Origin of the sequence: Trinickia diaoshuihuensis (assembly GCF_003390925.1) — a bacterium.
GTDB classification, from domain to species: domain Bacteria; phylum Pseudomonadota; class Gammaproteobacteria; order Burkholderiales; family Burkholderiaceae; genus Trinickia; species Trinickia diaoshuihuensis.
Genome location: NZ_QUBS01000075.1, coordinates 74,641 through 87,360, shown reverse-complemented (window position 1 = coordinate 87,360; position 12,720 = coordinate 74,641). Strand labels below are relative to the sequence as shown.

Below are 12,720 nucleotides of genomic sequence, written 5' to 3'. Positions count from 1 at the left end.
CGCGGCGTCGTGTCGCGCGGCGCGTCGGCCGGCGCGGGAGCCGCTTTGGCCGGTGCGGCCGGCGCCGCGGCGGGAGCCGTCGCGCCTTGCGCCTCGACGAGCACGATCAGCGTGCCTTCGGACACCGCATCGCCCACCTTGACCTTCACTTCCTTGACGACGCCGGCCACGGGGCTCGGCACGTCCATCGTCGCCTTGTCCGATTCGAGCGTGACGAGCGATTGCTCCTTCTCCACGCGATCGCCGGGCTTCACGGCCACTTCGATCACCGGCACGTCTTTATAGTCGCCGATGTCGGGCACCTTCACTTCTTGCACGCCGCCGCTCGAAGCAGGCGCAGCCGCTGCCGGCGCACTCGGGGCGGCGGGCGCCGCGGCGCCGTTCGCCTGCGCGGGCTTGGCCGCTTGCGCGCCGCCGCCGGCGGGCTCGAGCAGCACGATCAACGTGCCTTCCGACACCGAATCGCCCTGCTTGACCTTCACTTCCTTGACCGTACCCGCATGCGGGCTCGGCACGTCCATCGTCGCCTTATCCGATTCGAGCGTGACGAGGGATTGTTCTTTTTCGACGCTGTCGCCGGCCTTCACGAGGATTTCGATGACAGGCACATCTTTGTAGTCGCCGATGTCCGGCACCTTGACTTCGATCGCTTCACTCATTGTTCGTGTCTCCAGGGCACACGCAAGGCGCGCCCGCCGTGTCGTGGCGGCGGGCGCGCTTAGCCTCACGCGAAGGCGTTGCCTTAAACGGTCATCGGGTTGGGTTTGTTGGGATCGAGGCTGTATTTCTTGAGCGCGTCGGCGACGACCTTACGCTCGATCGTGCCCTCGTCGGCCAGCGCGTTCAGCGCGGCGACGGTGACCCAGTAACGATCGACCTCGAAGAAGTGGCGCAGCTTCTCGCGCGTGTCCGAGCGGCCGAAGCCGTCGGTCCCGAGCACGACGTAGCGGCCCGGCACATAGGCGCGGATCTGATCGGCCAGCGCGCGAACGTAGTCGGTCGAGGCGATCACCGGACCCTTGGCGTCCTTGAGCAGCGTCTCGACGTGCGAGAGCTTGCGCGGCTCGGTCGGATGGAGCAGGTTCCAACGCGCGACGTCCTGCCCTTCGCGAGCGAGTTCGGTGAAGCTCGGCACGCTCCAGAGGTCGGCATCGACGTTCCAGTCGTTCTTGAGCAGATCCGCGGCCGCGATCACTTCGTTCAGGATCGTGCCGGCGCCCATCAACTGGACGCGCGGACCCTTGGCCGCCGCGTCGGCCTTCTTCAACGAATACATCCCCTTGATGATATGCTCGGCCACGTGCTCGCCCTGCGGGATCGCCGGGTGCTCGTAGTTCTCGTTCATCACGGTGATGTAGTAGAACACGTCTTCCTGGTTCTGAACCATGCGGCGCAGACCGTCTTGCATGATGACGGCGAGTTCGTAGCCGAACGTCGGGTCGTAGCTCAGGCAGTTCGGCACCGATTGCGCCCACAGCAGCGAGTGCCCGTCTTCGTGCTGCAGCCCTTCGCCGTTCAGCGTCGTGCGGCCCGCCGTGCCGCCGAGCAAGAAGCCGCGCGAACGCATATCGCCGGCTGCCCAGACAAGATCGCCGATACGCTGCAGGCCGAACATCGAATAGAAGATGTAGAACGGCACCATGATCTCGCCGTGCGTCGAATACGACGTCGCGGCCGCGATCCAGTCGCACATGCCGCCGGCTTCGTTGATGCCTTCCTGCAAAATCTGCCCCGTCTCCGATTCGCGGTAGAACATGAGCTGATCGGAATCCTCGGGCACGTACTTCTGGCCGTCCTGATTCCAGATACCGATCTGGCGGAACAGGCCTTCCATGCCGAACGTGCGCGATTCGTCGGGGACGATCGGTACGACGCGCTTACCCAGCGCCTTGTCCTTCAGCAGAATGTTCAGGATCCGGACGAACGCCATCGTCGTCGAAATCTCGCGGCCCTCGCCCGTTCCCTTGAGCAGCGGTTCGAATGCGGAAAGCTCGGGCACCGGCAGCGACTCGGCCTTCTCGCGGCGCGCCGGCAGATAACCGCCGAGCTCCTGGCGGCGAGCACGCATGTACTCGAGTTCCTTCGAGCCTTCCTCGAACTTCAGATACGGCACGTTGACGATCTCTTCGTCCGAGATCGGCAGACGGAATTGGTCGCGGAACACCTTGAGCTGATCCACCTGCATCTTCTTTTGCTGGTGGGTAATGTTCATGGCCTGGCCGGCCTCGCCCATCCCGTAGCCCTTGATCGTCTTCGCGAGAATGACGGTCGGCTGGCCCTTGGCGTGCGTGGCCTCATGGAAGGCCGCGTAGATCTTGTGCGGATCGTGGCCGCCGCGGTTCAGGTTCCAGATGTCGTCGTCGGACCAGTCGGCGACGAGCGCCTTCAGTTCGGGCGTATTGAAGAAGTGCTCGCGCACGAACGCGCCGGACTCCGACTTGTACGTTTGGTATTCGCCGTCGACGACTTCCATCATGCGGCGCATCAGCGCGCCCGTCTTGTCGCGCGCGAAGAGCGCGTCCCAGCGGCTGCCCCAGATGACCTTGATGACGTTCCAGCCGGCGCCGCGGAACTCCGATTCGAGTTCCTGAATGATCTTGCCGTTGCCGCGCACCGGACCGTCCAGGCGCTGCAGGTTGCAGTTGATGACGAACACGAGGTTATCGAGCCGCTCGCGCCCGGCCATGCCGATCGCGCCGAGCGATTCGGGTTCGTCCGTTTCGCCGTCGCCGAGGAACGCCCAAACCTTGCGGCCGTCCGTCTTGGCGATGCCCCGCGCTTGCATGTACTTCATGAAGCGGGCTTGATAGATCGCCATGATCGGGCCGAGACCCATCGACACGGTCGGGAATTGCCAGAAATCGGGCATCAGCCACGGGTGGGGATACGACGAGATACCCTCGCCGCCCACTTCCTGGCGGAAGTTGTCGAGCTGGTTTTCGGTGAGCCGGCCGAGCAGGAACGCGCGCGAGTAGATCCCGGGCGACGAGTGCCCCTGCACGAACACGAGGTCGCCGCCGTGCTCGGGCGACGGCGCGTGCCAAAAATGATTGAAGCCGACGTCGTACAGCGTGGCGGCCGACGCGAACGAGGCGATGTGGCCGCCGACGTTCGTATGCTTACCGGCGCGCAGCACCATCGCGATCGCGTTCCAGCGCGTGTACGAGCGGATGCGGTGTTCGAGATCCTGGTCGCCCGGAATCTTCGCCTGGCGCGACACGGGAATCGTGTTGATGTACGGCGTATTCGCCGAGAACGGCAAATGCTCGCCGTGCACGCGCGCGAACTCGATCTGCTTTTCGATCAAGTAATGGGCCCGGTCCGGACCGACGGCAGAAATGACCCCTTCGAGCGCGTCGAGCCATTCGCCGGTTTCCTGGGGATCGTCGTCTTTTTCGGCGGCGACATATTTCATGACTTCGTCGGGCACAGCGGACATTCTCGTCTCCTGGATATGGGGAATGCTCTCTACGAATGGACGACGCAGACCGGGTCGGACCGCGGCAACTGCCCGCGATTGTAAAGAGGCTTCCGGTGCCTTAGCAAACAATTTTTCGAATGACGAGATGATTTCTCATAATGCGGAATATTGCTGCGACGCACCCAAAACAAACGGCAATCGTGCGCCAATGTGCGCTCAGTTGCTTCAAACGAGGCCGGAATACACCTGTTTTACGCCAATTGGCGGTGGCGCGCTGCGCTACAATTCGAGCCATGTTGACCGATCGGCTTTTCGCACGTTCGGCGCGGCCGTCCGGAAACCGGGCGGACTCGGCGCCGTCACGTTGGCACCACGGACCGTGGTGGTCCAATTCGTATTTGCTCACGCCTTTACTTTCCATCCTGGTCTTCCTGGTGGTCATGAGCCTGATCCTGTGGAGCTTGAACAGGCGCGAGCAACAGCAGCAGGAGGACACGCTCTATCGCAACGTGGCATGGGCGCAGCAGCAAATCCGCTTGTCGATGACGGGCGCGCAGGAGCAGTTGCAGGCGCTCGCCCGCGATATCGCGGCCGGTCATTCCGATCAGCATAGCTTCGAGATGTCGACGGCCGACATCATGCAGGCTCATCCCGAGATTCTTTACCTGAACTGGTACACCGTTCAGAAATCGCCGCGCTGGCCCGATACGCCGTTGCCGCTCGCGGGCCAACGCTTCGCCCGGCTAACCGACGCTCAAATGGACGAAGCCGTCAGGGCCGCGTTCGCGGATGCGCGCGGCACGCGGCGCCAGGTGTATTCGCCGCTGATCTACGACGACGTCGGCAACGGTTATCTCACGCTGCAAACGCCTATCTACCGCGACCGGGAGTTTCTCGGTTCGATCGCGGCCGTCTTCTCGATCGAAGGCATTCTGAAGCACGACATTCCGCCCGAGCTGTCGGCCAAGTACAAAATCTCGATCACCGACGCGAACAATCGCGAATTGGCCACCACCTCGACGCGCCCGCGCCTGCCGCGCGACGTCTTCTACGATTTGCCGCTCGATCCGCCCGGTCAAGGCGTGACGGTGCGCGTTTATGCATTTCCGCAGGTCACGAACTTCACGAACAACACGCTCGTGTGGCTCGTCGCGGGGCTCTCGTGCTTCGTGCTGTGGAGCCTTTGGAGTCTGTGGAAGCACACGCGCCAACGCTTCGAGGCGCAACAGGCGCTGTACGCCGAGGCGTTTTTCCGCCGCGCCATGGAAAACTCGGTGCTGATCGGCATGCGCGTACTCGATATGCATGGGCGCATCACGCACGTGAACCCGGCGTTTTGCCGCATGACGGGCTGGGACGAAAGCGACCTCGTCGGCAAGACGGCGCCGTTCCCCTATTGGCCGCGGGACTCGTATCCGGAAATGCAGCGCCAGCTCGATATGACGCTGCGCGGCAAGGCACCCTCCTCCGGGTTCGAGCTGCGCGTGCGGCGCAAGGATGGATCGCTCTTTCACGCGCGGCTGTACGTGTCGCCGTTGATCGACAGCTCGGGGCGGCAAACGGGCTGGATGTCGTCGATGACCGACATCACCGAACCGAAGCGCGCCCGCGAAGAGCTGGCCGCCGCGCACGAGCGCTTCACGACCGTGCTCGAAAGCCTCGATGCGGCCGTCTCGGTGCTGGCCGCGGACGAAGCCGAGCTGCTGTTCGCGAATCGCTATTACCGGCACCTGTTCGGGATTCGGCCCGACGGACACTTGGAATTGGCGGGCGGAGGCTTCGACAGCGCGCAGGCCTCGTCCGATTCGATCGACATGGTCGATGCCTACGCCGGCCTGCCGGCCGCCGCGCTGACGGAAAGCGCGGCCGACGCCCAGGAAATCTATGTCCAAAGCATCCAGAAGTGGTTCGAGGTGCGCCGCCAGTACATCCAATGGGTGGACGGCCACCTCGCGCAGATGCAGATCGCGACCGACATCACCACGCGTAAGCAAGCGCAGGAACTCGCGCGCCAGCAAGAAGAAAAGCTGCACTTCACGAGCCGCCTGATGACGATGGGCGAAATGGCCTCCTCGCTCGCGCACGAACTGAACCAGCCGCTCGCCGCGATCAACAACTATTGCTCCGGCACCGTCGCCCTCGTGAAAGCCGGGCGCACGACGCCCGATACGCTGCTGCCCGTGCTCGAAAAAACGGCGCAGCAGGCCGTGCGCGCCGGCATGATCATCAAACGCATCCGCGAATTCGTGAAGCGCAGCGAGCCCAAGCGCCAAGCGGCGCGGGTGTCGGACATCGTGGCCGATGCGGTTGGCCTAGCCGAAATCGAAGTGAGGAAGCGGCGCATCCGGATCGTGACGGAAGTCCGCTCGCGCCTGCCCGTCATCTACGTCGACCCGGTGCTGATCGAGCAAGTGCTCGTCAACTTGCTCAAGAACGCCGCGGAAGCCATGCACGACGCGCGGCCGAACGCCGTGGACCCGATGATCCGCGTGATCGTCAAGCTCGATTCGGGCTTCGTCTGCATCAGCGTGATCGACCAGGGCCCCGGCGTGGACGAAGCGGCGATCGAACGGCTGTTCGAACCGTTTTACAGCACGAAGTCGGACGGCATGGGCATGGGCCTTAACATTTGCCGCTCGATCATCGAATCGCATCGGGGCCGTCTGTGGGTTGTCAACAACGTCGATGGCGACGGCAAGATCACAGGCGCCACGTTTCACTGTAGTCTGCCGATCGGCGAACCTAGCGATCCGGGCCACGGCGGCACGGTCGAGGCGCCGAGACCACAAACCGTTACGGGAGAGCTATGAGCAGCCCAGTCACCAATCAAGAAACCGTCTTCGTGGTCGACGACGACGAAGCCGTCCGAGATTCGCTGCGCTGGCTTTTGGAAGCGAACGGCTATCGGGTGCAGTGCTTCTCGAGCGCGGAGCAATTCCTCGAAGCCTATCAACCCGCCCAGCACGCCGGCCAGATCGCTTGCCTGATCCTCGACGTGCGGATGTCCGGCATGAGCGGGCTCGAGTTGCAAGAGCGCCTTATCGCAGAAAACGCCTCGCTGCCGATCATCTTCGTCACAGGCCACGGCGATGTGCCGATGGCCGTCTCGACGATGAAGAAAGGCGCGATGGATTTCATCGAGAAGCCGTTCGACGAAGCCGAACTGCGCAAGCTCGTCGAGCGCATGCTCGATAAAGCGCGCAGCGAAAGCAGCACCGTGCAGCAGCAGCGCGCGGCCGCCGAGCGCCTAGGCAAGCTGACGGCGCGCGAGCATCAGGTGCTCGAACGCATCATCGCGGGCCGCTTGAACAAGCAGATCGCCGACGACCTCGGCATCAGCATCAAGACGGTCGAGGCGCACCGCGCCAACATCATGGAAAAGCTCAACGTCAACACCGTGGCCGATCTGCTGCGCCTCGCGTTGTCGAACAAGCCCGCCAATCCTGCGTGATGCCGGCGGCAAGCGCCTCGCGCGAGGCGCCTGCCGCGGTATGCGCCCGCGCCCGGTCCCTCCCGTCCGGGCGCCCTCCCCACGCCGGTCTTGCATCCGACGCTATAATTACGCTTTTGTCGCGCGCGTGATTCACGTGCCCGCGCTTCGCGGCTCGGCCGCGCGAGCCACGAGCGTACTTCACACCGCCACAGCCCGACCGCACATCGCGCCGCGCGACGACGCGTCAGCGCTTACGCTTCGCGCGACCGCCGCACTTCATCGTCTCATTCTCGACCGACCACCATGACAGCCAATTTGATCGACGGCCTCGCCCTTTCCAAGACTCTTCGCGCCGACGTCGCCGCGCGCGCCGCCGCGCTTGCCGCGCGCGGCCATCAACCGGGGCTTGCCGTGGTGCTCGTCGGCGACAACCCGGCCAGCGAAGTCTACGTGCGCAACAAGGTGAAGGCCTGCGAGGACAACGGTCTTTACTCGTCGTACGACCGCTATCCGGCCACGCTTTCGGAAGCCGATCTGCTCGCGCGCATCGACGCGCTCAATCGCGACCCGCGCATTCACGGCATCCTCGTGCAATTGCCGCTGCCCGCGCATATCGACAGCCACAAGGTCATCGAAGCGATCGCCCCCGAAAAAGACGTGGACGGCTTTCACGTCGCGAACGCGGGCGCCTTGATGACGGGCAAGCCGCTGTTTCGCCCCTGCACGCCGTACGGCGTCATGAAGATGTTCGAGGCCTACGGCATCGAGCTGCAAGGCGCGAACGCGGTCGTGATCGGCCGCTCGAACATCGTCGGCAAGCCGATGGCGATGATGCTGATCGACGCCGGCGCAACGGTCACGGTCTGCCACAGCAAAACGCGCGATCTCGCCGCGCACACGCGGGCGGCCGATATCGTCGTCGCCGCCACGGGCCGGCGCAACTTGCTGACGGCCGACATGGTCAAACCCGGTGCGACCGTCATCGACGTCGGCATGAATCGCGACGAAGCCGGCAAACTGTGCGGCGACGTCGATTTCGCCGGCGTCTCCGGCGTGGCGGGCTATATCACGCCGGTGCCCGGCGGCGTCGGCCCGATGACGATCACGATGCTGCTCGTCAATACGATTGAAGCCGCCGAGCGCGCCGCGGCCGGCGGCTAAGGGCGGCACGGCGGCCGCGGGGCACGAAAATGATCACAACGCATATGCGGGCCGCCGATTGGAATCGGCATGCCCCGCCCCAATAATGACGGTATCGGGCGCCGAACGATCGGCTCGCCCGCCCTCTCGACACCGAGATCAACAGAACAGGAACAGCGCTATGGCTTCGCATACGTCCGATTCGTCCCGCTCTACCGGCCAGGGTGTCGCGAGCGATAACCCGTTGCTCGACTTTTCCGGCCTGCCGCGTTTCGGCGAGATTCGCCCCGAGCACATTACGCCCGCGCTCGACCTCCTGCTCGAGAAAGCGCAGGCCGCGATAGACCATGCAACGGATCCGGCCACGCCGGCCAACTGGGCCGACGTCGTGGAAGCCACCGAAGCCGCCACGGAGCCGCTTTCGCGCGCCTGGGGCATCGTCGGCCATTTGAACGCCGTTGCCGACACGCCTGAATTGCGGAGCGCCTATGGCGAGAATTTGCCGCGCGTGACCGAGTTCTGGTCGAGCGTCGGGCAAAACCTGGCCCTGTTCGAAAAATACAAGGCGATCGTCGCGAGCCCGGCCTATGCGGGACTTAGCGACGAACGCAAGAAGATCCTGCAAAACGCGCTGCGCGATTTCCGCTTGTCCGGGGCGGAGTTGCCCGAGGATCAAAAGCCGCGCTTCTCCGAGTTGCAGGAGCGCCAGGCGGCGTTGGCCAAATCGTTCTCCGACCACGTGCTCGACGCCACCAACGCCTACGCGTACGTGGCGAAAACGGAAAGCGAGCTCGCGGGATTGCCTGCCGACGTCATCCAAGCCGCGCGTGAGGCGGCGCAAGAAGCCGGGATCGACGGCTGGAAATTCACGCTGCACTTCCCGTCGTATTTCCCCGTCATGCAGTACGCGGCGCATCGTCCGATGCGCGAAGCGATGTATCGCGCCTATGTGACGCGCGCCTCGGAACTTGGCGGCACGTACGGCGGCGGCAAGACGGAATGGGACAACACGGAGATCGTCGCCGAGCTGCTCAAGCTGCGGCGGGAAGAAGCGCGGATGCTCGGCTACCGCAACTTCGGCGAGGTCTCGCTCGTGCCGAAGATGGCCGACACGCCGGAGCAAGTCGCCGCGTTCCTCGACGATCTTGCCAAACGCGCCCGCCCCTATGCCGAAAAGGACTGGGCGGAGCTGCGGGCGTTCGCGGCCGAGGAACTCGGTTTGAGCGAACTGGCGCCCTGGGACGTCGCGTTCGCGGGCGAGCGCCTGCGCGAAAAGCGCTATGCGTTCTCGGAAAACGAGGTCAAGCAATACTTCCCCGAACAAGCCGTGACCGATGGACTTTTCAAAGTCGCGCAGACGCTGTTCGGCGTGAAGATCCGTCGCGACGAAGCCGCTGTTTGGCATCCGGACGTCCGTTTTTTCCGGGTGGAGGACGAATCGGGCGCGCTGCGCGCCCAGTTCTATCTCGACTTGTATGCGCGCGAAGGCAAGCGAGGCGGCGCATGGATGGGCGACGCGCGTTCACGGCATATGCGCAGCGACGGCAGCCTGCAAACGCCGGTCGCCTATCTGACCTGCAACTTCTCGGCCCCCGTCGGCGGCAAGAGCGCCTGCTTCACGCACGATGAAGTCATTACGCTCTTCCACGAGTTCGGCCACGGTTTGCATCACATGCTGACACGCGTGAACGAGCTCGGCGTGTCGGGGATCAACGGCGTGGAATGGGATGCCGTCGAGCTGCCGTCGCAATTCCTCGAGAACTTCTGCTGGGAGTGGGACGTCCTCGCCGACATGTCGTCGCACGTCGATACGGGCGAGAAGCTCCCGCGCGCGTTATACGACAAAATGATCGCCGCGAAGAATTTCCAAAGCGGGCTGGCCACGCTGCGGCAAATCGTTTTTTCGATGTACGACATGCAGTTGCATACGAGCTTCGATCCGCAAGGCGCGCAAAGCGCGAACGAGCTTGCACGCGAAATCAACGAGCGGTACCACGTGATTCCGCAGGCGAGCTTCTCGCGTTGGCCGAACACGTTCAGCCACATCTTCGCGGGCGGCTATGCGGCCGGTTACTACAGCTATAAGTGGGCTGAAGTGCTGTCGGCCGATGCCTATGCCGCGTTCGAGGATGCCGCCAAGGCGGCCGAGGGCAGCGTCCTCGATGCCGAGACGGGCACCCGCTATCGCCGCGAAATCCTGGAAGTGGGCGGCAGCCGCCCCGCGATGGAATCGTTCAAGGCGTTCCGCGGCCGCACTCCAACCATCGATGCGCTGCTGCGTCATAACGGCATGGCCGAGGCGCCGGCGAATTAACCGATGCCCCGGCATATGGCGGCGCGGCTCGAAGTCGATCTCGAGCGGCCGCCGTATTAGCGCATCGTAAGCAACATGTGGCAACCCATCGCGCACCCGCTATCAGTCTTCCCAGTACGCAACGTGCGCGGTTAGCCTAAGCTGGAACTCCTCGATCAGGAGATTCCCGAATGGCAACGATCCAGCTACGTTTCACGGGCGCGTACCTCGAACCAGCCATCCACGGCTATCCTCTCGGCAACGGATATCGCTGGTATCTACCGGGATTGATGCGCTTCAATGCGCCCGACCATCTGAGCCCATTCGGTCGCGGCGGTGTCAATCCTTATGTCTATTGCGCGGCGGATCCGGTCAACCATCGCGATCCGAGCGGACACATGATCGAGCCGGAAGGGACCGCGATCATAAACTTTATTCCAAGCGACCCAGACCGTCTGTCCCCGCGCGAAGCCGCCCTGGTGCATAACCTCTTTGATAGAGCGTTGCAAGCCGAACGTGAGCACACCTCAAACGCCTATCGCGCAAACCAGCCGGAACCATCCGGCGCCATCGCTGCGGATCAGGCGGCGGCCGCTAATCCGGCGAGTCCACCCGCCAAACGTCCTAGGGTCGGCCCTCCGGCGACTGAACCGCTTCAGCCGCCGTCGACATCGAAGGTAGCCTCAACCGCCGGCCCGGCCCAGTCTCTTCGATTTCACGACCGGTTTGACCGCGCGCAGAACAACCCAACGAGGGTCCCCGGACCGGGTCGCTCCAATCAACATATGAACACGCTTTATAGCTTCGCGCAGGATTTGGACGCCGATGGGATGACGCTCTATTCTTTAGGTCAATATAAGCTGACGCTCGCGAGAAGACTGAACTTCCCAACGGAAAAAGCGCTGAACGACCGCATCTATAACGAATACTCGATGGCGACCGACGATAACCGGCGGCAAGCTTTTCGGCTAATCGCTGGCGTCATCGGTACCAAGCTGCCCGAGCAATGATCGGCCGCGCAAGGCTCGTGGGCCTCACCACCGGATAATCGCCGGACGCGGCAAACCTCAACGGCGCAGCTTGAAATCAACCTCGAGCGGGCGTCCCGGCAACGCCAGCGCGGCGCGTGCCGGCGGCGTGCGCGCGACGATTCGGCCACCGCATATCACCGCGAGACGCGAAGCACGCAAGCGGATCGCCTCGACGGGATCGCGCGCATCGAGCAGGACACAATCGCCCCGGCAGCCGGGCGCGATACCGTAACCGTCCAAGCCGAGAATCCGCGCCGCGTTTACCGTCACGGCGTCAAACGCCGCGTGCATCGCATCGACGCCCGTCATCTGCGCAACGTGCAGCCCCATATGGGCAACCTCGAGCATATCCGCCGACCCGAGGCTGTACCACGGATCCATCGCGCAATCATGGCCGAAGGCCACGTTGATGCCGGCGGCCAGCATCTCCGGCACTCGCGTCATGCCGCGGCGCTTCGGATAGGTATCCGCGCGTCCTTGCAGCGTGATATTGATGAGCGGATTGGCGATCGCCGCCACGCCCGACTCGCGCATCAGCGGCAACAGCTTGCTGACGTAGTAGTTGTCCATCGAATGCATCGAGGTCAGATGCGAGCCGGCCACACGCCCGCCGAGCCCGAGGCGATGCGCCTCTTTGCATAGAGTCTCGATATGACGTGACATTGGATCGTCCGATTCGTCGCAATGCATATCGACGGGCAATCCTTTTTCGGCGGCGAATTCGCATAACAGCCGAATCGATTCGGCGCCGTCGGCCATCGTCCGCTCGAAATGGGGAATGCCGCCGACGACATCGACGCCCATCGCGATCGCTCGTTTCAAGTTCTCGAACGCCCCCGCGGAACGCAGCAAGCCGTCTTGCGGGAACGCGACCAATTGCAAGTCGAGATACGGCGCCACTCGCCGCTTCACCTCGATTAACGCCTCCACCGCCAACAGTCGTGAATCGCAGACGTCGACATGGCTGCGGATCGCCAGTAGCCCGCGCGCGACGGCCCAGTCGCAATATTGCAGCGCGCGCTCGACCAACGCCTCCTGGGTCAGCTCAGGCTTGAGTTCCCCCCAAAGCGCGATGCCTTCCAACAACGTTCCCGATACATTCACGCGCGGCAGACCGTATGAGAGCGTAGCGTCGAGGTGAAAATGCGCATCGACGAAAGGCGGCGTGACAAGCCCGCCGGCAGCATCGATCTCCTGCGCGGCAACCGCGGCCAGGTTCGCCTCGACGGCTACGATGCGCCCAGCGTCGATCGCGATATCGACGGGGACATCGCGTCCCGGTTTATGCGTGGTCAACGCCGCACGGCGGATGATGAGATCCATCTGGGCTCCTCGGGTGAACGCCGGCGTGGGTTACCGGCTAGCTCGATGCGATGCGACGCCGGGCAATCGCACCTTGAAT

General features: G+C 63.6%; 8 protein-coding genes. 5 read left to right on the top strand and 3 right to left on the bottom strand.

Going from position 1 to position 12,720, the window contains the following annotated elements; all coding sequences use genetic code 11:
• On the bottom strand, positions 1 to 659 hold a 659-nt coding region (locus DXT59_RS15600), incomplete at its 3' end, for a biotin/lipoyl-containing protein (protein ID WP_338065176.1).
• An 83-nt stretch (positions 660 to 742) separates the two neighbouring features.
• Positions 743 to 3,439: a pyruvate dehydrogenase (acetyl-transferring), homodimeric type gene (aceE, locus tag DXT59_RS15595; protein WP_116137782.1), complete on the bottom strand. Its 2,697-nt coding sequence runs from the start codon at positions 3,437 to 3,439 to the stop codon at positions 743 to 745.
• 275 nt (positions 3,440 to 3,714) lie between these two features.
• Here aceE and fixL point away from each other — a divergent pair, with 275 nt between their 5' ends.
• From fixL to DXT59_RS15570, 5 genes are all read left to right on the top strand, one after another.
• Entirely contained in the window at positions 3,715 to 6,231 is a 2,517-nt protein-coding gene (gene fixL, locus DXT59_RS15590) for an oxygen sensor histidine kinase FixL (RefSeq protein ID WP_116137781.1), read from the top strand.
• Positions 6,228 to 6,872 carry an oxygen response regulator transcription factor FixJ gene (fixJ, locus tag DXT59_RS15585; RefSeq protein ID WP_116137780.1) on the top strand — a complete coding sequence of 215 codons (645 nt, stop codon included), beginning with the start codon at positions 6,228 to 6,230 and terminating at the stop codon, positions 6,870 to 6,872. The genes fixL and fixJ overlap by 4 nt, the downstream gene beginning before the upstream one ends.
• A gap of 285 nt (positions 6,873 to 7,157) precedes the next feature.
• A complete protein-coding gene (gene folD / locus DXT59_RS15580; RefSeq protein WP_116137779.1) occupies positions 7,158 to 8,015 on the top strand; it encodes a bifunctional methylenetetrahydrofolate dehydrogenase/methenyltetrahydrofolate cyclohydrolase FolD in 858 nt (285 codons plus the stop codon).
• A 160-nt stretch (positions 8,016 to 8,175) separates the two neighbouring features.
• Positions 8,176 to 10,308: a M3 family metallopeptidase gene (locus DXT59_RS15575; RefSeq protein ID WP_116137778.1), complete on the top strand. Its 2,133-nt coding sequence runs from the start codon at positions 8,176 to 8,178 to the stop codon at positions 10,306 to 10,308.
• Between the two features lie 170 nt (positions 10,309 to 10,478).
• Positions 10,479 to 11,297, top strand: coding sequence for an RHS repeat-associated core domain-containing protein (locus tag DXT59_RS15570; RefSeq protein WP_116137777.1), 819 nt, complete (start codon positions 10,479 to 10,481; stop codon positions 11,295 to 11,297).
• A gap of 57 nt (positions 11,298 to 11,354) precedes the next feature.
• Here the strand turns inward: DXT59_RS15570 and DXT59_RS15565 are convergent, their stop codons facing one another.
• Positions 11,355 to 12,641: an amidohydrolase family protein gene (locus tag DXT59_RS15565; protein ID WP_116137776.1), complete on the bottom strand. Its 1,287-nt coding sequence runs from the start codon at positions 12,639 to 12,641 to the stop codon at positions 11,355 to 11,357.
• Between the last annotated feature and the right edge of the window lie 79 nt (positions 12,642 to 12,720).

Bases quoted from the DNA above. Each gene is read 5' to 3' on its own strand.
- aceE (WP_116137782.1), bottom strand. From the start codon at position 3,439: ATGTCCGCTGTGCCCGACGAAGTCATGAAATATGTCGCCGCCGAAAAA.
- fixL (WP_116137781.1), top strand. From the start codon at position 3,715: ATGTTGACCGATCGGCTTTTCGCACGTTCGGCGCGGCCGTCCGGAAAC.
- fixJ (WP_116137780.1), top strand. From the start codon at position 6,228: ATGAGCAGCCCAGTCACCAATCAAGAAACCGTCTTCGTGGTCGACGAC.
- folD (WP_116137779.1), top strand. From the start codon at position 7,158: ATGACAGCCAATTTGATCGACGGCCTCGCCCTTTCCAAGACTCTTCGC.
- DXT59_RS15575 (WP_116137778.1), top strand. From the start codon at position 8,176: ATGGCTTCGCATACGTCCGATTCGTCCCGCTCTACCGGCCAGGGTGTC.
- DXT59_RS15570 (WP_116137777.1), top strand. From the start codon at position 10,479: ATGGCAACGATCCAGCTACGTTTCACGGGCGCGTACCTCGAACCAGCC.
- DXT59_RS15565 (WP_116137776.1), bottom strand. From the start codon at position 12,641: ATGGATCTCATCATCCGCCGTGCGGCGTTGACCACGCATAAACCGGGA.